Below are 19,949 nucleotides of genomic sequence, written 5' to 3' on the forward strand. Positions count from 1 at the left end.
GGACTAGTCCATGCGGATTGAAGTAATCGCGACATCCGGGGACGACGTGATCCGCGCCTGCTCGGGAGGCGCCGACCGGATCGAACTCGTAACGGGCATTCTGGAAGGCGGCTTGACGCCCAGTCTCGGGCTGCTCGACTATGCCGCGAGCCACGCCGATATTCCCGTTCATGTCATGATTCGGCCGCACAGCCGTTCGTTTCGGTATGACGCGTCCGACCTGCTCGTCATGCGGCGGGATATTCGGGAAGCCCGCCGCGCCGGTGCGGCGGGCATCGTCATCGGAGCATTGACGCCGGAGGGACGCGTGGACCGGACCGCGCTGCTTCCGCTGCTGGAAGAGGCGGAAGGCATGAACGTCACGTTCCACCGGGCGTTCGACGAGGCGCGTGATTTGGACGAAGCGCTGGACGACGTGCTGCTGCTGCCGCGGGTCAATCGCATCCTGACGTCCGGCGGCCAAGCAAGCGCGGCGGATGCGGCGGACGTCCTCGCGCGCTTGTCCGGCCGGCTCGCGGGATCCGACGTGCGCGTGCTCGCCGGAAGCGGCCTGACGCCAACCTCGATCGGAAGCTTCATGGCGCGGAGCGGCGTGCGCGAGGTGCATTTCGGCCGCGGCGTTCGGACGAACGGATCGTACGCGGATCCGATCGATCCGGCGATCATCCGAAGCATGAAGCAACGTGCCGATCGGCCGGACTAATCCGGCAAGCGCGCGGACGGCGCTCCTCGTCCGGCGGAACAGCAACCAGAAAGAAGGTACATCGGCAATGGAGAGCATCTATATCGGAATCGATCTCGGCGGGACCAAAATGCTGGCCGCCATCGTGGACGAACGGGGCAACATGCTGGCAAGGACCAGGCAAGAAACGCGGGCGGACCGCGGGCCGGTGGATACGATCGAACGCATGAAGGAGATGGCGGTCGGACTGCTCGCCGAAACGTTCGCGTCGCCCGCGGAATACGCGCTGCGAGGCATCGGCATCGCGGTTGCGGGCATTCTCGACCCCGACCGGGGAAACGTTGTGCTCGCCACCAACTTGAAGTGGGAGAACGTCTCGCTTGCCCGGCCGTTCGTGGAGCGCTTCGCGTGTCCCGTCCAGCTATTGAACGACGCGAACGCGGCCGCGCTCGGGGAATGGATGGCCGGCGCCGGAAAGAACGTGAACGATCTGATATTCGTGACCGTGTCGACGGGCATCGGGGGCGGCATCGTGAGCGGCGGGCGTCTCGTGCTCGGCGCGTCCGACAGCGCGGCGGAGCTGGGACATATCAGCATCGACCGTCATGGGCCGCTGTGCGCCTGCGGCAACCGCGGCTGCATCGAGCTGTATGCCTCGGGCAGCTCGATCGCCCGAATCGCGAGGGAAGAGATGCTGGGCGGCGCGCAAGGCGGCGATGAGCTTATGCGGCTGACCGGCGGATACCTCGATCGTTTGACGGCGGAGCACGTTGCGTCCGCCGCGGCGGCGGGAAGCGCCTATGCGATCAACAAGCTCGCCAAGGCGGGAACGGCGCTCGGACTCGGCATCGTCTCCATGATCCATCTGCTGAACCCGAAGATGATCGTCGTAGGCGGCGGCGTGTCCCGATCAGGACCGCCGCTGCTCGAACCGATGAGGGAAGCCGTGCGCAAGTACGGCATCCCGGGCATGGTGAACGGCGTGACGTTCGAGACCGCGAAGCTCGGCGAGGACGCCGGGGCGGTTGGGGCGGCGCTGTGGTGGCGCTATGCGGATCTCCCGGTTTCCGTGTAAGGCCCTTCGATTTCAGATCCGGCAGAGAGAGCGCAATCGGCGCTTCCTGCCGGGTTTTTGCTTGCGTCCGCCCGCTTGAAGGAATGTCCTTCAATGTCCTTCATCCCGTCTTCACGGAATCTTCATACTTCCGCCGGAAGAACCTGATATGCTGATTATATTTAAACTAAATCTAAATATAAGTCACGCATGATTGCATGGAGGGATGAAGATGCACGGTTGGTTCTCGTTCAAAAAACACGATTATGAAGTCCGATCCGTCATCGCGGCGAAGGATCTCGACCTGCGGGACGTCTCGCTCACCGTCAAGCGCTGCCGCCGCTGCCGGTCGATCGGCTACGATCTGAACGCGTAAGTTGCCCCCGGAAATTCCCAGTTTTCCGCCGCCCCGGGCAGGAATCCGCCGCCTATTGTTGAAATATTTAACGTAATGGCCCGGATGCCCGGGTGGATGCGTTCGGTAACGCCGGAACGCATCGGCCCAACAGCTTGGGACGATGCGTTAAGCTGCGCCGGGCGGAGAACCACGATAACGGAGGGATAGGATGACTTTGGAAACGTTGAAGTTCGCCCAGTACGCCTACGAACGGCCCGACGCGAAGGCGGTCGGGGAACGGTATAACGCGCTGATCCGCCAATTCAACGAGGCCGGCGGCGCCGAGGCGCAAAGCGAGGCGATGGAAGCCGTCAATACGCTTCGCAGCGAATTCGAAACGCAATGCCAGCTCGTCGAGATCCGGCATTCCGTCGATACGAACGACGCCTTCTACAAAGCGGAGCAGGAATACATGGACGAGATCAAGCCGGTCGTGCAGGAATACGCGACGGCGTATTACCGCGCGCTGGTCGAATCGCCGTTCCGCGCCGAGCTGGAAGTCCGCTGGGGCAGCCAGTTGTTCCGCCTCGCCGAGGTGTCGCTGAAGACGTTCGCGCCGGCGATCATCGAAGACCTCCAGCAGGAGAACAAGCTGGTCTCCGCTTACGCGCGTCTGATGGCATCGGCGAAAATCCCGTTCGAGGGCGAGGAGCGGACGCTTCCCCAGCTCATTCCGTTCGAGCAATCCACCGACCGCGATACGCGCCGCCGCGCCGCGGAGAGCCGCTACGCGTTCATGGCGGAGCACGAGGCGGAGCTGGACGACATTTACGATAAGCTCGTGAAGGTTCGGACGAAAATCGCCCGTACGCTCGGCTACGCCAGCTTCACCGAGCTCGGCTACGCGCGGATGAGCCGCACGGATTACAACGAGGAGCTGGTGAGCCGCTTCCGCCAAGAAGTGCTGACGCACATCGTGCCCGTCGCCACGAAGCTGAAGGAGCGCCAGCGCGGCCGCATCGGCGTGGACCGGCTCCGGTATTACGACGAGTCGTTCAGCTTCCCGTCGGGCAATCCGACGCCGAAGGGCGACCCGGACTGGATCGTGGCGCAGGGCACGCGGATGTACGCGGAGATGTCCCCGGAGACGGACGCCTTCTTCCGGATGATGATCGACCGCGGGCTCATGGACTTGGTCAGCAAGAAGGGCAAGCAGGGCGGCGGGTACTGCACGTTCCTGCCGGAATACGGCGCGCCGTTTATTTTCTCCAACTTCAACGGCACCGCCGGCGACATCGACGTCCTGACGCACGAGGTCGGCCACGCGTTTCAATCGTACGAGAGCCGCGACCTGGGCGTGCTGGAGTACCTGTTCCCCACGTCGGAAGCCTGCGAGATCCACTCCATGAGCATGGAATTTTTCGCCTGGCCGTGGATGGAGCATTTCTTCAAGGAGGATGCCGAGAAATACCGCTTCAGCCATCTCGCGGGCTCGCTGCTCGGCGTCGCGTACATCACGGCGGTCGATGCGTTCCAGCACGAAATCTACGCCAATCCGGACGCGTCGCCGGCCGAGCGCAAGCGCATGTGGCGCGACATCGAGCGGGCCTATCTGCCGCATCGCGATTACGAGGGCAACGATTTCTTGGAAAACGGCGGGTATTGGCAGCGCCAGCTGCACATTTATCATTATCCGTTCTATTACATCGATTACGCGCTGGCCCAGCTGTGCGCGTTCCATTACTGGAACCGGATGCGCGAGGATTACCAGGAGGCATGGGCCAGCTACCTGAAGCTGTGCCGCGCAGGCGGAAGCCGCTCGTTCCTCGAGCTCGTCGCCTCCGCGGGCCTGCCTTCGCCGTTCGAACCGGGAAGCGTTCCGACCGCGATCGCGGGCATCGCGGCTTGGCTGGACGGCGTGGCGGACGAGAACCTGTAGCCTTCCGGCCCGCTGCGCCGGTCGACCCGGGAAAGCCGCGCTCGCGCGGCTTTTCTTGTTTATGGCGGCGCTCCAGAACCCGCGGGCGGACGCGTGTCTATTCCGGGGGAGGAAACGCGCGGGCATTCGAATATCCGGGGCGAGGGCATCTCGCTGAAAGGAGATGGGGACATGCCTTACGCGCGCACTGGCGAGCATCCGATCGGTCAGCGCGCACCCGAAAGCGAGGGGAATTCATGATTCGAGCCATGAAGCCGAAGGATATCCCGGCCGTACGGGCGGTGGCGGAAGCCAGTTGGCACGCGGCGTATGCGGGGATTATCCCGCCGGACGCGCAGGACCGCTTCCTGCGGAACGCTTACGGCGACGAGATGATGGCGAGGCGGCTGGCGCGTTCCGTTATGCTCGTCGCGGAATGCGCTGGCGAGATCGTCGGGTTCGCGAACTTTTCGCGCGTTCGGGAAGGCGGCGAAGCGGAGCTCGCGGCCATTTATTTGCTTCCCGGGCATCAAGGCGAGGGGCTCGGCACGGCGCTGCTTCAAGCCGGTTTAGCCGAATCGGCGGGAGCCAAGTTCGTGTGCGCGAACGTCGAGGCGGATAACCGGACAGGCATGAATTTCTATACCGCCAAAGGCTTCAAGGCCGTCGGCGAATTCGAGGATGAGCTGGAGGGTCACACGTCGAGGATGGTGCGCATGCGGCTCGAACTGTGAAAACAATAAGTCCCTGCAAGCGGCAGACGCAGCCAAGCTCCGCGCGCACCGCAAGCCGCTCGTCATTGGCGCGTCTCCGGCGGATCGGATGGCGCTTGCAAGGACGGCTCCGGCACGGATTGCCCTTCCTTGCGGTGGATCAGCATGCCGGCGTAGATGGGCACGAGCATGGACAGGCCGGCCATGAGGGTCGGAAAGGGCAGCCGGTTGGCGAAGATCGCGCAAAACTCGCCGGCGAAGCCGCCGATCAGGTACGGAATCGCCGTTTTCGCTTTATCGGCGCCCGGCTTGGCGTAATACCAGGCGTCCCAGATGGCGTAAGCGTAGAAGCCGGGGTAAAAGAGCATGTAGCCGAAATCGGTCGCGCCCACCGCCTGCGCATGATGGCCGTTGAAGTCGAGGTGAATCGCGGAATTGATGTTGCCGGCGACGTTGTCGAAATGTTCGCAAATGACGAAGATGATGCCTTTCACAAACTGGCGGTTGTAAATTTGGCCGAATCCGGGCATTAGCGTGGAAAACAAGCCGGCGATGACTCTCATGGGGAGACTCCTTATGTCAAAATTTACATCTATTTCATAGTTTGTGGAAATGCGAGGAAATTATTCGTCAAGCTTCGCGGCATGTTATAATGGAGCCCATGAGTTTATCGCGAGCCGGGAGGTTCGCGCGCATGTCCGTTCGGCGAAATGCCGCCGGAATGAGAAGCATGCACGTACCCGCGGGCGGGATGCTTCGGGAATGGAATCAGCCGCCAGGGCAGGGGCGAATCGGAGCTTATGTACCAGTATGCTGCCGGTTCGGGCATTACATTCCGCGGCGGCGAAATCACCGGAATCCGCGGATCGGGATGGCCGCGCGGACATCGCATCGGCAGTCAACCTAACAGTCGAACGGGGGCATGGCTATGAGCAAGCGTTATCGCATCACGCGCGAACTGCAAGGCAACGGGGAGACCATCTCGCTTGAGGAATGCAAGCGGTATTTCGAGGACAAGCCGGACTTCGACTATACGCCGGAGTACACGGTTCACGGGTCGACGACCGTCACCATTCCGGGCGACTTTTTTCTCTGGCGCGTCGGTTCCGCTGTCATTCCGTTCCGCCATTATCAGGGGGACTTGTACGCGTCCGGGACGAACGAGGCCGTCATTCCGAAGATGATGGACGTCGCGAGCGATCTGCGGGCGGACGTCGTCGAAGGATAGCGTCGGAAGAACGGGAGGATTGGGTAGACACGGGCATCGATAGGCCGCGTATACGCTAGCTTTATCCAACGTGTTACCCGCCTTAACGGGCACCGAAAACAAGCCGCAGACGTCACCGTCGGCGGCTTGTTTTTTGCTTGCCGCGAAAAATAGGACCGGAAAAAACCGGCCGACCGCTCATAAAATGCCGTTCCGATGGGAATAATTTGGTAGTCCATTCATTCACCGAATTACTCCGGAGGAACCTGTTCATGTCGATAACGATTGAGAAAATAAGCCAGCACGCGCACGAGCTCGCGCTGCAGCAGCACGTCAAAGCCGCCGCCGGCCAGCCCGGCTACCTGCATCGGCAGTTCGAGGCCGACATCGCGGGCTTGCGGGCGTTCGCGGCGAGGCTGCAGGACGGGCCGCCCGGCTGCGGACAGCAAGCGGAAGAGTGGCTGCTCGACAACGCGGAATTCATCGAGGAGCAAGCGCTCGACGTCCGCCTGCAGCTGGCCAAGCGGGCGTTTCCGCCCATGCCCCGGCTGCGCGGCGACGGCAAGCTGCGCATTCACGCGGTCTGCACGGCCTACCTCGACCAAGTGGACGGCGTCCTGAGCGAGGAGACGCTCGCGGCGTATCTGAACGCCTACCAGGAAGTGTCCGTGCTGACGCTGGCCGAGACCCGTTCGATCCCGCTCATGCTGAAAATCGCGCTGGTCGGCCGGATCGCCGAGACGATGGCGATGGTCCGCGACCGGCGCGAGGTATGCGGCGAGGTGCAGGAGCTGCTCGGGCGGATCGAACCGGCCAGGCTGAACGCCGAGGTCATCGGCAAAGCGCTGGAGCAAGCGGGCCAAAGCGAGCCGCTGTCCGGTCCGTGGGCGGCGCATCTGATCAGCCACTTGCGGGAATGGTCCGGCGACTCGGCGGCCGTGCGCGAATGGCTCGTCTGCAAATACGAGAACGGCTCGGAGGACCTCGACCGCGTCGTCACGTACGAGGCGAAGCTGCAAACCGCCTACCAGGCGAAGGCCGGCAACCTGATCACGAGCCTGCGGAGCAACGAGCGCCGCGACTGGAACGAGCTGTTCGCGACGATCAGCCTGCTCGACCGCACGATGCGCCAAGACGCCTCCGGCCTCTACGCGCGGCTGGACGCGTCGAGCCGGAACGAGCTGCTGAACCGGATCGCGGAGCTCGCGCGGCGCATGCGCGTTCCGGAAACGCTGGTCGCCGCGCAGGCGCTCGCGCTGGCCAAGCACGAATTCGAACGCCGCGCAGGCGCGCCGGCGTCCGAGGCCGGCCCGGCCGAGGGCCAGCCGGCCGCGGCGTCTTCGCCGGACGGCGCGGGCGCGCGCGACGAACGAGACCGCGGCGATCTCGCCCGCGAAGCGTTCGCGGCGTTTTATCTGTTCGAGCCGAAGGGCGTCGAACGCCTCGTCCATTCGCTGAAACAATGCAGCAGCCCGAAGCGCATGCCCGGCGCGAGCGTCGCCAAACGCGCGCCCATGGGCTATTTTGCGTCCCTGCTCGTCTTGTTCGCGCTGCTGACGGCCGCGGCGGCGGTCTGGATCGGCGGGGGGCGGGCCGGCCTGACGGCGGCGGGCGCCGCCGCGATCGTCGCGGCCCTGCTCTTCCCGGTCAGCGAATGGGTCATGACGGGACTGCACTTCGGCATTGAGCGGCTGTGCCGGACGAGACCGCTGCTGCGGTACGATTATTCCTGCGGCGTTCCCGCGGACGCGTCGACGATGGTGATCATTCCGGCCATCTGGTCGACCGCGGAGGAAGCGGAGGAGCTTGCCGATCGGCTGGAGATCCACTATTTGGCCAACCGGGACCGGAACGTCCACTTCGCCCTGCTGGGCGATTTCGCCGACGCGGCGGAGGAACGGCTCGCGTCCGACGACCGGATCGTCGCTGCCGGCAAGGCGAAGATCGACCGGCTGAACGACCTGTACGGGGGCGGCGAAGACGGGCCGACGTTCCACTTCTACCAGCGGCGCCGCCGGTGGAACCCCGCCGAAGGGGCGTACATGGGCTGGGAGCGCAAGCGGGGCAAGCTGGTCGAATTCGTCGAGCTGCTGCGCGGCGGCGGGGACACGAGCTACGAGATCCGGCACGGCGACGCGGGCGTGCTGCCGGGGATCCGCTACATCATCACGCTCGACGCCGACACCCAACTGCCGCTCGGCAGCGCGCAGCGGCTGATCGGCACGCTGCATCTGCCGTACAACCGGCCGCGGCTGAACGCGGCGGGGACGCGGGTCGTCGAGGGCTACGGCGTGCTGCAGCCGCGCGTCGGCACGAGCCACGATTCCGCCATGCGTTCGCGGCTCGCGTATTACTGGTCGGATCCCGGGATCGATCCTTACGCGTTTGCCGTGTCGGATCCGTATCAGGACGCGCTCGGAGTCGGGATTTTCACGGGCAAGGGCATCTTCGACGTCGACGTGTTCGGCCGGCTGCTCGGCGAACGGATTCCCGACAACACGGTGCTGAGCCACGACTTGCTCGAAGGCGGGTTTTTGCGCGCCGGTCTCGTGTCCGACATCGAGCTGATCGAGGAGCATCCGTCGACGTTCCTTTCCTTCCAGAAACGGATGCACCGCTGGGTGCGCGGCGACTGGCAGCTGCTCTGCTGGCTGCGCGCCAAGCTGTGCGACCGCCGGGGCGCGCTGCGGCCGATCGATCTGTCGCTGCTCACGCGCTGGCAGATCGTCGACAACCTGCGCCGCAGCCTGCTGCCGATCGCGCTCTTCGTCCTGCTCGCGCTCGCGGTCACGGTGCTGCCCGGCTATACGTGGCGCTGGCTGACGGTGCTGCTCCTCACGCTGCTTCTGCCGCTTATCCGGCAGTTCGCGGCGCTCGATCCGGCGGATCCGCGGCCGCGGCGGCTGTGGGCGACGCTCGTGCTGGCGGGAATCGGATTGTGGACGCTGCCGTTCCAGACGGCCGTCCTGCTGGACGCCGTCGCGAAGACCGTGTACCGGATGTTCGTCAGCAAGCGCCGGCTGCTCGAGTGGACCAGCTTCTCCCAGACGGAGCGCAGCCAAGGGAAAGCGCGGCGGCAAACGATTCTCGGCGCGGGCGGCGGCTACGCCCTCATCGTGCTGTTCGCGGCGGCGACGGCGCTCCGGGCGACCGGCGGCTTCCTGTGGTTCGGGCTCGCCTTGTGCCTGTTCTGGGCGCTGGCTCCGCTCGCGGTGCGGTGGCTGGACGGACCGGCCCTGGCGGCAAGCCGCCCGCTCGAAGCGGCGGAGGCGGAACGGCTGCGCGGACTGGCCAAGGAGATTTGGCAGTTCTACGAAGATTACGCCGGACCCGAGGATCATTACCTCCCGCCGGACAACGTGCAGATCGAGCCGGCGAACGGCGTCGCCCGCCGGACGTCGCCGACCAATATCGGCTTCCTGTTGTCGGCCGCGGTCGCCGCGCGGGAGCTCGGCTTCATCGCGACGCCGGACATGGTCGAGCGCCTGGAGCGGACCGTCGGCGTCATCGAACGGATGGAGAAGTGGCACGGGCATCTGTACAACTGGTACGATACCTCGACGCTCGAGCTGCTGCGCCCGGCGTACGTCTCGACGGTGGATTCCGGCAATTTCGTAGCCAGCCTCATGACGGTCAAGCAGGGCTTGCTCCGCTGGCTGCGGGCGGACGGCTGGCAGGCCAAGGGCGCCGCGCCGGGACCGCTCGCGGCGGTCGGCGCGGAGTTCGCGCTGGAGCTCGACCAGACGCGCCCGGACGAACTCTACGAAGCAAAGCGGCGGCAGCGGAACCCGGAAGGGCGGATCCAGCCGGGCGCGGCGGCGTGGATCAGCCGCGGCTACGAGCTGGCCGAGCGGCTGGAGCGCCTGATCGTCGCGACGGACTTCCGCGAGCTGTACGACCATAAAGCGAAGCTGTTCGTGCTCGGCTATCACGCCGATTCGGGGCGGCGGGACACGATTTTGTACGATTTGCTGGCGTCGGAGGCGAGGCAGACGAGCTTCGTCGCGATCGCGCTCGGCCAAATTTCCGTCGCCCACTGGCTCGCGGTCGGCCGCACGGCCAAGAAGCAGGGCAGCCGGACGGCGCTGATTTCGTGGTCGGGCACGATGTTCGAATACATGATGCCGTGGCTGATCATGCGGACGTATCCCGGCACGATCTGGGACAGCACGTACCGCGGCGTCGTGCGCCGCCAAATCGAATACGCGAAGGAACGCGGCGTGCCGTTCGGCATCTCGGAATCGGGCTATTACGCCTACGACTATCAGCTCAACTACCAATACCGGGCGTTCGGCGTGCCGGGCCTCGGTTTCAAGCGGGGACTGGACGAGGACCTGGTCGTCTCGCCGTACGCGACGATCATGGCGCTGCCGTACGCGCTGCGGGAGGGGCTGCGCAGCCTGGACCGGATGGAGTCGCTCGGCGCCCGCGGCCAATACGGCTATTACGAGGCGATCGACTTCACGGCGGGGCGGATGCCGCAGGGCGAATCGCACAAGGTCATCCGCAGCTTCATGGCGCATCACCAGGGCATGAGCCTGCTGACGCTCGCCAACCTGCTCGCGCCGAACTGCATGATCGACGATTTCCATGCCGACAAACGGGTCCGGGCCGCCGAGCTGCTGCTGATCGAGCGCATTCCGCCGAAATCGGCGGTTCTGACGCGGGAGCTGCCGGGCCGGACGCGGAGCGGGGGCGAGCCCAAGCCCGCGCAGAACGTGCCGCTGCGCGAGTTCGCGGCGGTGCCGGCGCCCGCGCCCGAAGCGAACGTACACGGCAACGGGGCGCTGACGACGGTCGTCACGGAAACCGGCGCCGGGTTCATTCGTTACAACGGGCTCGACGTGACCCGCTGGCGGGAGGATCCCGTGCTCGATCCGTGGGGCAATTACCTCTACATCCGGGACGCGGCCCGCGACGTCTGCTGGTCGCCGTCCTATCAGCCGTGCCGCGCGCCGGCGGACAAGCAGCGCGTGCAGTTCATGCAGGAGCGGACGACGTTCCTGCGCGAGGACGCGGGCATCGAGACGCGGCTCGACGTCACCGTGTCCGCGGAGCATAACGCGGAGCTGCGGCGGCTCACGCTGACGAACGGCACGGGGGAGGCGCGCGTGCTCGAGGCGACGACGTTCCTGGAGCTCGCGATGGCGGGTCATGACGCGGACAAGGCGCATCCGGCCTTCACGAAGCTGTTCATCCAGACGGAATACGCGCCGGAAGCGCAGTGCCTGCTCGCCCGCAAGCGGCCCCGCGGCGAAGGCGAGCGCTCCTTGTGGGCGTTCCATGCCTTCGGGGGGAGCGGGAGCGGCCTCGGCGAGCCGGAATTCGAGACCGATCGCGCCGCCTTTATCGGCCGGGGGCATTCGCTCGCGAAGCCCGCGGGGCTGGATGCGCGCCTCGGCGGGGCGACCGGCTCGGTCGCCGACCCCGCGTTCATCCTGCGCAGGCGCCTTCGCCTCGAACCGGGCGAGCAGGTCAGCCTCACGGCGGTGACCGGCGTCGCCGACAGCCGGGAGCAGGCGCTCGAGATCGCGGCGTCGCTCACGATGGAAGAGCAGGCGGAGCGCTCGTTCCGGCTCGCTTGGACGCGGAGCCAGATCGACCTGCAGCATCTGCGGATTACAGACGCGGACGCGGCGGCTTATCAGCTGCTGGCCGGACGCGTGCTGTTTCCGTCGGCGCTGCGGCCCGAACAGGAGGCGGCCATCGAAGCGAACGCGAAAGGCCAGCCCGGACTATGGGCGCACGGCGTGTCCGGCGACCGTCCGGTCGCGCTGGTGCGGATCGCCGACTCGTCGAACCTGCCTTTCGTGCATAAGCTGTTGGTCGGGTACGAATATTTGCGGCAGAAGGGCGTGCTCTTCGACCTCGTCGTCTGGAACGAATCGGACGGCGGGTACCAGCAGGAGCTGCGGGAGGCGATTCTGCGGCTGATCGAGCAGTTCGCGCCGAACCGCGGAGGCGGGGCGGGCGTTCATATCGTGGCGGCGGCGTCGCAGCCCGAAGCGGACAAGGACCTGCTGTTCGCCGTCGCCCGGCTCGTGCTGGAAGCGGACGGTCCGAGCCTGCGGGCGCAGCTGCAGCCGCACGAGCGGAAGCGCGGCGCGGAGCCGCCCGGGCCGGCGCCCGCGGCGGCGCCGAACCGCTACCCGGCGCCCGCCGCGTCGGGCGACGAGGCCTCGGGCCTGGCGTTCTACAACGGCTACGGCGGGTTCGCGGCGGACGGCTCGGAATACCGGATCGTGCTCCGCGGGGGCCAGCGCTTGCCGGGGCCGTGGATCAACGCGATCGCGAATCCGACGTTCGGCTGCTTGGCCTCCGAGCTCTACACCGGGCATACGTGGTGGCGCAACAGCCGGGAATGCAAGCTGACGCCGTGGTCCAACGATCCCGCGCTGGATCCGCCGGGCGAGGCCGTCTTCGTCCGCGACGAGGACAGCGGCGAATATTGGGGCCCGGCGCCTTCCCGCAAGCGGGAGACGGAGGGGACGTACGCCGTGGCGCACGGCCAAGGCTATTCGCGCTACGAGACCGAGCGCCTCGGCATCCGTCAGGAGATGACGGTTTACGTCCCGCCGGAGGATGCCGTGAAGATCGTCCGGCTGCGGCTCCGCAACGTCACGGACGATGTCCGAAGGCTGTCCATCACGTACTACGCCGAATGGGTCATCGGCGTTCACCGCGAAGGGAACGCGTCCCATATCGTCACGGATTGGGAGGTGGAGGATGCCGTCCTGCTGGCCCGCAACGGGTATCAGGACACGTTCCGCGAGGCGACGGCGTTTCTGGCCGTCAACCCGCCGGCGGGCGAGGCGGACCGTTCCTGGACCGGCAGCCGGCTGTCGTTCGTCGGCCGCGACGGCGATCTCGAAGAGCCGGCCGCGATGCGCCGGACGCGGCTGTCCGGGGAGACGGGCCCGTCACACGACGCGTGCGGGGCCGTTCAGGCATCCGTCGCGCTCGAGCCCGGCGCGGAGCGCGTCGTGTACATCCTGCTCGGCTGCGCGGATTCCCGCGAAGCCGCGGTCGGGCTCGCCCGCAAGTATCGCGAGCCCGAGGCCTGCGACCTCGCGCTCGAAGAGATGCGCGCCTACTGGAAGGGCATCAACGGCACGATCCGGGTGAAGACGCCGTCGGCCGAGATGGATTACATGCTGAACAACTGGCTGCTGTACCAGTCGTTGTCCTGCCGGATGTGGGCGCGCTCCGGCTTCTATCAGGCGGGCGGCGCCTTCGGCTACCGCGACCAGCTGCAGGATTCGCTGTCGATGCTGCACAGCCGTCCGGCGATGACGCGGCAGCAGATCATCCGCCACGCCTCGCACCAGTATCTCGAAGGTGACGTGCAGCACTGGTGGCACGAAGAGACGCACCGCGGCATCCGGACGAAGTTTTCGGACGACCTCCTGTGGCTGCCGTACGCCGTCGCGCGGTACTTGTCGCATACGGGTGACGAAAGCATCCTCGAGGAGACCGCGCCGTATCTGCGGAGCGGGCCGTTATCCGCGGACGAACACGAACGTTACGAGGAGACGGTGCTGTCCGGGGAGAGCGGCACGATTCTGGACCACTGCTTCCGCGCGATCGACCGCTCGCTCGGCCGGATCGGCGAGCACGGGCTCCCGCTCATGGGCATCGGCGACTGGAACGACGGCATGAGCAACATCGGCCCGCAAGGGCGCGGCGAGAGCGTCTGGCTCGGCTGGTTCCTCGGCGACGTCCTGCGCGCCATCGCGGACGTCTGCGAGCGGCGCGGCGACGGCGAGCGGGCCGACCGGTACCGGAACGCCCGCGGCGAGCTGGCGGAAGCGATGCAGGAAGCGGCCTGGGACGGCAAATGGTACCGCCGCGCGTTCACCGATGCCGGCACCTGGCTCGGGACCGTGCATAACGCCGAGTGCCGGATCGACGCGATCGCCCAATCCTGGTCGGTCATCTCCGGCATGGCGCCGCATGACCGCGCGGAGCAGGCGATGCGCTCGTTCGACCGCGAGCTCGTGAACCGGAGCCTCGGCATCGCCCATATTTTGACCCCGCCGTTCGATAAGACGGAGCCGAGCCCGGGCTACATCCAAGCTTATCCGCCGGGCATCCGGGAGAACGGCGGCCAGTACACGCACGGCGTCATCTGGAGCATCGTGGCCTGGAGCCTGCTCGGGGACGGGAACAAGGCGTTCGAGCTGTTCAACCTGTTCAACCCGATCTCGCATACGAAATCCCAGCTCGAAGCCCGCACCTACGTCGGGGAGCCGTACGTCATGACGGCCGACGTCTACTCGGAGCCGCCGCATCGCGGCCATGCCGGCTGGACGTGGTACACGGGAGCGGCGGGCTGGATGTACCAGGCCGGCGTGGAGTGGATTCTCGGGCTGAAGCGCAATGGCGACCGGCTGATCGTGAAGCCGTGCATTCCGTCCGATTGGCCGGAATTCGAGATGACCTACGCGTACAACGGCGCCGAGTACCGCATCCGCGTCCTCAATCCGTCGCGCAAGACGGGCGGCCTGTCGGCGCTCGCGATCGACGGGAACGCCGTGGCGCTTCATGCCGGGGCGTCCGAGGAAGGAGCGGTCATCCCGCTCGCGGACGATCGGGCGGTCCACCATATCGAGCTGACCCTGTGACGGGCTCGCGCTCGGCTCGCCGGAACGGCCATTCGGGCGCATCGCTTTCGATGCGGCCGGACGGCCGTTTTCGGCGCTGCGGCGACGTTGAGGGGGAGCAGAAAAAAATAGTGGAACATACGTTCTCTTTGTGCTAGGATTAGGGAAGCAATCACGATCGAAAACATGCCGAAAGGAAGCTGGACGAGCGATGCCGAGACGATGCGCTTGGGTCAACGAAGACCCGCTGTATCAGCATTACCATGATTTCGAATGGGGCGTTCCCGTCCATGACGACAAGAAGTGGTTCGAGCTGCTGTCGCTGGAGGGGGCGCAGGCCGGCCTCAGCTGGTACACCGTGCTGAAGAAGCGCGAAGGGTACCGGCGGGCGTTCGACGGCTTCGATCCGGTCCTGGTGGCGGCGTACGACGACGACAAGCTGGAAGCCTTGGCGGCCGACGAAGGCATCATCCGGAACCGGCTGAAGATTCGGTCGGCGGTCGAGAACGCCCGGTGCTTCCTGCAGGTGCAGGCGGAGTTCGGCAGCTTCGACGCCTATATCTGGCGGTTCGTCGGCGGGGCGCCGATCCGGAACGACCGGCGCTCCGCCGCCGAGGTGCCGGCGACGACGCCGCAGTCCGACGCGCTCAGCAAGGAGTTGAAGAAGCGCGGCTTCAAGTTCGTCGGATCGACGATCTGCTACGCCCTGATGCAGGCGTCCGGGATGGTCGACGACCATACGCGGGACTGCGATTTTCACCATGCGGGCGTTCGGCCGTCCTAAGGGACGGGCGATCGGGACGTTCGGTCCGAGCGCCACGGGACGCATGTCCGGGTTCTCGCCGGGTTCGCCGCGGTTGGCCGCGAGTTCGCGCTTGCGCCCGGAAATCGCGTTGGACTGGGCGGGGGCGGCGCCACATACCATTCTAAGGTAAACCATTTTCTTTGGAATGGAGATCGCCATCCATGCCGATTCCCGTGCATTGCCGAACCTTGAACGTCGAAGGCGTCGACGTGTTCTACCGCGAAGCGGGCCATCCCGGCCGTCCCGCGATCGTCCTGCTTCACGGGTTCCCGAGTTCCTCCCATATGTTCCGCGGCTTGATTCCGCTGCTCGCGGACCGGTATCGCGTCATCGCGCCCGATTATCCCGGCTTCGGGAACAGCGCCATGCCACCGGCGGAAACGTTCGGTTACACGTTCGAGCGGCTGTCGCTCGTCGTCGAACGGTTTCTCGAAGCGCTGGGCATCCCGCGCTATATCTTGTACGTGCACGACTACGGGGGCCCGGTCGGCTTTCGGATCGCGGTTCGCCGGCCGGAGCGCATTCTCGGGTTCGTCGTCCAGAACGCCGTCGCGAACATCGAAGGGCTCGGGGAACCGTTCGATGTTTTCAAGGCACTCTGGGCGGACCCGAGTCCCGCGAACATAGCGGCGTTCGCGCGGCTGCTGACCTTCCCGTTCACGAAGCGGCAGTATTTAGAGGGCGTCTGCCAGCCGGCGATCGTCGGGCCGGACGGTTATTCCATGGACCAATTCTTCTTGAACCGTCCGGGCAGCGCCGCCATCCAGCTGGCGCTCGGCTACGACTACCGTACCAACGTCGCGCGGTATCCGGAGTGGCAGCGGTATATGCGCGTCTACCAGCCGCCGATGATTATCGCCTGGGGCCGGAACGATTTTAATTTTACGCTCGAAGGCGCCTACGCGTACAAGCGGGAGCTCCCTCGGGCGGAGCTGCATCTGCTGTGCGGCGGTCATTTCCTCCTCGAGGAGGCGAGCGTGACGGTCGCGGCGCTGATCAAGCGGTTTTTCGGGCGCGCGTACGGGTTCTAGGCGGCCGGGCGCGGCATGCGGCGCGAGTCGGGCTTGACGGCGCTTCGGCCGCCGGGTTATAACTGGAATAAGTTTCTGGCTGTTCCTAGTCGGAAGTACGATCGACAGCTCATATTCGAAGATCCATGAACGGGAGAGTAGTTCCGCGATGCACGTCGCAGCGAGCCGGGGCGGTGGAAGCCGGCACGTACGCGCGGACACGAAGCGCACCCGGGAGATGATCCGCCGAAACGAAGTAGGCGAATCCGGCGAAGGGCCGTTATTCCGGAGAGCGGCCGAAGCGTATCGGCACGTAGAGTGGTACCGCGGGAGCATGGCTCTCGTCTCTAATCATAGAGACGAGGGCTTTTTTGTTTTCCGGCGGCCCGGTTCAGTCGGGCCGAAGAGGCGAAGGGGAGCGGTCGACATGGAGAAAAAGGACTTGAAGACGTTCGTGCTCGGGAAGCTCGAGCTGCGGGAAGGCATGCGCGTCCTCGATTTGGGGTGCGGACCTGGCGGGGACTTGCTTGCGCTTGGCGAACGGCTTCGCGACGCGTCTTACGACGGCGTGGACGCGTCCGCGGCCGCGATCGCGGAAGCCGAAGCGGCGGCGGCGGGCGACGGGCGGTTCCGCTTCCGGACGATGGATATTTCCGCGGGCCTGCCGTTCGAGGACGGCTGCTTCGATGCGGTGTATTCCATCAACCTGCTGGAATGCATCGTCGATAAAGCGGCGCTGCTCCGCGAAATCCATCGCGTGCTGAAGCCCGGCGGGCAAACCGTGATGGCGCATCTCGACTTCGATACCCAGCTGTTCGACGGCACGGACAAAGACCGCGTGCGCCGCCTCGTGCAGGCATACAGCGACTGGCAGCAGGCATGGATGGACGACTGCGATGCCTGGATGGGCCGCCGGTTGTGGAAGCATCTGAACGGGAGCGGATTGTTCGACGGCGCCGTGGACGCCTTCGTCTTGACGGATACGCGCTTCGAGCCCGGTCGTTACGGCTACGACCGCGCCATGGATTTCGGCGCGATGGCGAAGCGGGGCTTGGTCACGGAGGCGGACTATGCCGCCTTCCTGCAGGAGCAGCAGGCGCTCGGCGAAGCCGGACGGTTCTTTTACAGCATTACGATGTATGCCTACGACGGGCGGAAGAAGGGCGGTTGAACCGCTACGACGTCAGCTTGACGAATGCGGCCGGAAGGATTAAATTTAAACTAAGTCTAAAAACTGCGAGGAGGGGATTCGGATGTCCCGCCAAACGTTGACCGCGCCCCGAAAGCTGATCCTGGATATCGTGACCCATTCGCACGACCATCCGACCGCTTCGGACATCATCGACCGCCTGAAGAGCCAAGGCCAAAGCGTCGCTTACGCGACCGTATATAATTCGCTCCGCTATTTGACCGAGCAGGGGCTCATCCGCGAGCTGAAGCTCGAGAAGGATGCCAGCCGCTACGACGCGCGGACCGAAGATCACCAGCACATCGTCTGCGTATCCTGCGGGAAAGTCAGCGAAGTGCTGACGGTCTCGCCGAAGGAATGGCTTCGGCGGATCGAGGAAGAGACCGGGTACGCGATTTCGGAAGAACAATTTCTATTCAAAGGGGTGTGCGCGGAATGTCGGACGTCGGCCAGCCTATCGACGCATTGAACGCGGATGCTTTTCCGGACGGCGCGTTCTGCGATACGACGCGAAGAATCGTCGTCATCAGCCCGTTTCCCGCGCGGCTGCAGGGGCTCGTCTCGGAGCTGATGGCCCGCTGCTACGACGTGCTGATGTTCCACAGCGCCAAGGAATCGGTGCTGTCCCTGCTTCAAAACGACCTCGTCGTCGTGGATCTCACGTGGGGCACGGAGGAGGACGTCCCGGCGCAGGCGGCCGGCTCGGCCGACTGCCTCTATTTGGTCGGCAGCCGCACGGTGCAGCCCGTGCCGGAGGGCCACACGCTGGCATGGCCGTCGGCGCTCGAGACGGCGCTCGCGAAGATCGAAGCTCTCGCGGGCCAGAGCAAGCCGCAGACCGACGCGTCAGCCGACCGTCTGCGCTTCAAGGACGTGGAGATGGACCTGAAGCGGATCATCGTCCTCCACCGCGGCGCGAAGATCGACCTGACGAAGACCGAATTCGACCTGCTGCGCGTGCTGCTGACGTCGGACGGCGGCGTCCTGTCCCGCCAGGAAATCATGGAGGCGATCTGGGGCGACGGCTATTTCGGCGGAAGCAATTCGATCGACGTGCACATCAAGAGCTTGCGGCAGAAGCTGGGCGACGACCCGAAGCGGCCGGTCTATATCGCAACCGTTCGCGGCGTCGGCTACCGGCTCGGCGAGTAAGCGCGCATGCCATTCGCAGGGCGGCCTTCGGCAACACGGAGGCCGCCCTGCGGCTGTCCGCGAAGGCATCGATCTGCGTCGGCTGTCCGTGACGGCGTCGCCCCGCGAATGTCCGCCTGGTATAGACCGCTTTCGCCGGCTCGAATAAGCCGCAATCGGCGTCCTATTCGCGGACCGCACGCCTCTTCATCGAACCTTTATCGACTCTTCATCGTTCCTTCATGATCGCTTCATCATACCTTCATGCAAGCCTCGCGCATGGATGGTATGATTTTTTTGTGCCCAATAATTAAACTAAATCTAAATATAAAAACGGAGGGAACCGTATGCGAAAAACGATTATCGTCGGTACCGGCCCGGCCGGATTGACGGCCGCCATTTACTTAGCGCGAGCGAACCTGAACCCCCTCGTCATCGAAGGCCCCGAACCGGGCGGCCAGCTGACGACGACCACCGAAGTGGAGAATTTCCCGGGCTTCCCGGACGGCATCATGGGGCCGGAGCTGATGGACAACATGCGGAAGCAGGCCGAACGATTCGGCGCCGAGTTCAAGACCGGCTGGGTGACCGAGGTCGACGCGTCGAAACGGCCGTTCACGCTGAAGGTGGAAGGGCTCGGCGAGCTGCAGGCCGAAACGCTCATCATCTCGACCGGCGCCTCGGCGAAATACTTAGGCATTCCCGGCGAGCGCGACAACGTCGGCCGCGGCGTCAGCACCTGCGCCACCTGCGACGGCTTCTTCTTCCGCGGCAAGAAAATCGTCGTGGTCGGGGGCGGCGACTCCGCCATGGAGGAAGCAAGCTTCCTGACGCGCTTCGCCTCTGAAGTCGTCGTGGTCAACCGCCGCGAAGAGCTCCGCGCCTCCAAAATCATGCAGGCGAGAGCGCGCGACAACGCCAAAATCAGTTGGGCGCTCGGCCGTACGCCGCTCGAGGTCGTGGCGGACGACAAAGGCGTGAAAGGACTTAAAGTGCTGAACAACGCGACCGGCCAAGAAGAGCTGCTCGAGACGGACGGCGTCTTCATCGCCATCGGCCACACGCCGAACACGAAATTTCTCGGCGGCCAGCTGACGACGGACGATCACGGCTACCTGGTCGTGAAGCCCGGCACCACGGAAACGAACGTTCCCGGCATCTTCGCGTGCGGCGACGTCCAGGATAATCGGTACCGCCAAGCCATTAGCGCCGCCGGCACGGGCTGCATGGCCGCGCTCGACGCCGAACGGTTCCTGGAAGCGTCCGAAGCGTTCTCCGCCGCAGCCGTTTGAATGACATC

14 protein-coding genes and 1 other annotated feature are annotated in these 19,949 nt (G+C 65.2%); of the genes, 13 read left to right on the top strand and 1 reads right to left on the bottom strand.

What is annotated here, in order from left to right; translation table 11 throughout:
- The first annotated feature begins 10 nt into the window (after window positions 1-10).
- The 5 genes from I8J29_RS03590 (at window position 11) to I8J29_RS03610 (ending at window position 4,725) form a co-directional block, all read left to right on the top strand.
- On the top strand, window positions 11-703 hold the full coding sequence (locus I8J29_RS03590) for a copper homeostasis protein CutC (protein ID WP_208846310.1): 693 nt from the start codon (window positions 11-13) through the stop codon (window positions 701-703).
- A gap of 67 nt (window positions 704-770) precedes the next feature.
- A complete protein-coding gene (locus tag I8J29_RS03595; protein WP_208846311.1) occupies window positions 771-1,757 on the top strand; it encodes an ROK family protein in 987 nt (328 codons plus the stop codon).
- Window positions 1,758-1,968: 211 nt separating this feature from the next.
- Window positions 1,969-2,112: a hypothetical protein gene (locus I8J29_RS03600; RefSeq protein WP_208846312.1), complete on the top strand. Its 144-nt coding sequence runs from the start codon at window positions 1,969-1,971 to the stop codon at window positions 2,110-2,112.
- Between the two features lie 190 nt (window positions 2,113-2,302).
- On the top strand, window positions 2,303-4,012 hold the full coding sequence (locus I8J29_RS03605) for a M3 family oligoendopeptidase (protein ID WP_208846313.1): 1,710 nt from the start codon (window positions 2,303-2,305) through the stop codon (window positions 4,010-4,012).
- Between the two features lie 236 nt (window positions 4,013-4,248).
- On the top strand, window positions 4,249-4,725 hold the full coding sequence (locus I8J29_RS03610) for a GNAT family N-acetyltransferase (protein WP_240545880.1): 477 nt from the start codon (window positions 4,249-4,251) through the stop codon (window positions 4,723-4,725).
- A gap of 62 nt (window positions 4,726-4,787) precedes the next feature.
- On the opposite strand, the gene I8J29_RS03615 is transcribed toward I8J29_RS03610, so the two are convergent.
- Window positions 4,788-5,267 (bottom strand): hypothetical protein, encoded by a 480-nt coding sequence (locus I8J29_RS03615; RefSeq protein WP_240545881.1) that lies wholly within the window; start codon window positions 5,265-5,267, stop codon window positions 4,788-4,790.
- 365 nt (window positions 5,268-5,632) lie between these two features.
- On the opposite strand from I8J29_RS03615, the gene I8J29_RS03620 reads away from it, so the two are divergent.
- From I8J29_RS03620 to trxB, 8 genes are all read left to right on the top strand, one after another.
- Window positions 5,633-5,932 carry a hypothetical protein gene (locus tag I8J29_RS03620; protein ID WP_208846314.1) on the top strand — a complete coding sequence of 100 codons (300 nt, stop codon included), beginning with the start codon at window positions 5,633-5,635 and terminating at the stop codon, window positions 5,930-5,932.
- 251 nt (window positions 5,933-6,183) lie between these two features.
- Window positions 6,184-14,535 carry a GH36-type glycosyl hydrolase domain-containing protein gene (locus I8J29_RS03625; protein ID WP_208846315.1) on the top strand — a complete coding sequence of 2,784 codons (8,352 nt, stop codon included), beginning with the start codon at window positions 6,184-6,186 and terminating at the stop codon, window positions 14,533-14,535.
- A gap of 190 nt (window positions 14,536-14,725) precedes the next feature.
- The gene (locus I8J29_RS03630; protein ID WP_208846316.1) at window positions 14,726-15,298 is read left to right on the top strand and encodes a DNA-3-methyladenine glycosylase I; all 573 of its coding nucleotides are present in this window, start codon (window positions 14,726-14,728) and stop codon (window positions 15,296-15,298) included.
- A gap of 182 nt (window positions 15,299-15,480) precedes the next feature.
- Window positions 15,481-16,350, top strand: a complete 870-nt coding sequence (locus I8J29_RS03635) for an alpha/beta fold hydrolase (RefSeq protein ID WP_208846317.1) — start codon at window positions 15,481-15,483, stop codon at window positions 16,348-16,350.
- 116 nt (window positions 16,351-16,466) lie between these two features.
- Window positions 16,467-16,681, top strand: a binding site (T-box leader).
- 75 nt (window positions 16,682-16,756) lie between these two features.
- A complete protein-coding gene (locus I8J29_RS03640; RefSeq protein ID WP_208846318.1) occupies window positions 16,757-17,500 on the top strand; it encodes a methyltransferase domain-containing protein in 744 nt (247 codons plus the stop codon).
- An 82-nt stretch (window positions 17,501-17,582) separates the two neighbouring features.
- Window positions 17,583-17,987 carry a Fur family transcriptional regulator gene (locus I8J29_RS03645; protein WP_090637351.1) on the top strand — a complete coding sequence of 135 codons (405 nt, stop codon included), beginning with the start codon at window positions 17,583-17,585 and terminating at the stop codon, window positions 17,985-17,987.
- The gene (locus I8J29_RS03650; RefSeq protein WP_208846319.1) at window positions 17,954-18,670 is read left to right on the top strand and encodes a winged helix-turn-helix transcriptional regulator; all 717 of its coding nucleotides are present in this window, start codon (window positions 17,954-17,956) and stop codon (window positions 18,668-18,670) included. The genes I8J29_RS03645 and I8J29_RS03650 overlap by 34 nt, the downstream gene beginning before the upstream one ends.
- 326 nt (window positions 18,671-18,996) lie before the next feature.
- Window positions 18,997-19,941: a thioredoxin-disulfide reductase gene (trxB, locus tag I8J29_RS03655; protein ID WP_208846320.1), complete on the top strand. Its 945-nt coding sequence runs from the start codon at window positions 18,997-18,999 to the stop codon at window positions 19,939-19,941.
- Window positions 19,942-19,949 lie beyond the last annotated feature (8 nt).

Source organism: Paenibacillus artemisiicola (assembly GCF_017652985.1).
Taxonomy (GTDB): Bacteria; Bacillota; Bacilli; order Paenibacillales; family Paenibacillaceae; genus Paenibacillus_Z; species Paenibacillus_Z artemisiicola.

Coding starts and splice junctions, on each gene's coding strand:
- I8J29_RS03630 (WP_208846316.1), top strand. CDS start 14,726: ATGCCGAGACGATGCGCTTGGGTCAACGAAGACCCGCTGTATCAGCAT.
- I8J29_RS03595 (WP_208846311.1), top strand. CDS start 771: ATGGAGAGCATCTATATCGGAATCGATCTCGGCGGGACCAAAATGCTG.
- I8J29_RS03640 (WP_208846318.1), top strand. CDS start 16,757: ATGGAGAAAAAGGACTTGAAGACGTTCGTGCTCGGGAAGCTCGAGCTG.
- I8J29_RS03605 (WP_208846313.1), top strand. CDS start 2,303: ATGACTTTGGAAACGTTGAAGTTCGCCCAGTACGCCTACGAACGGCCC.
- I8J29_RS03635 (WP_208846317.1), top strand. CDS start 15,481: ATGCCGATTCCCGTGCATTGCCGAACCTTGAACGTCGAAGGCGTCGAC.
- I8J29_RS03615 (WP_240545881.1), bottom strand. CDS start 5,267: ATGAGAGTCATCGCCGGCTTGTTTTCCACGCTAATGCCCGGATTCGGC.
- I8J29_RS03625 (WP_208846315.1), top strand. CDS start 6,184: ATGTCGATAACGATTGAGAAAATAAGCCAGCACGCGCACGAGCTCGCG.
- I8J29_RS03590 (WP_208846310.1), top strand. CDS start 11: ATGCGGATTGAAGTAATCGCGACATCCGGGGACGACGTGATCCGCGCC.
- I8J29_RS03610 (WP_240545880.1), top strand. CDS start 4,249: ATGATTCGAGCCATGAAGCCGAAGGATATCCCGGCCGTACGGGCGGTG.
- I8J29_RS03650 (WP_208846319.1), top strand. CDS start 17,954: ATGTCGGACGTCGGCCAGCCTATCGACGCATTGAACGCGGATGCTTTT.
- I8J29_RS03620 (WP_208846314.1), top strand. CDS start 5,633: ATGAGCAAGCGTTATCGCATCACGCGCGAACTGCAAGGCAACGGGGAG.
- trxB (WP_208846320.1), top strand. CDS start 18,997: ATGCGAAAAACGATTATCGTCGGTACCGGCCCGGCCGGATTGACGGCC.
- I8J29_RS03600 (WP_208846312.1), top strand. CDS start 1,969: ATGCACGGTTGGTTCTCGTTCAAAAAACACGATTATGAAGTCCGATCC.
- I8J29_RS03645 (WP_090637351.1), top strand. CDS start 17,583: ATGTCCCGCCAAACGTTGACCGCGCCCCGAAAGCTGATCCTGGATATC.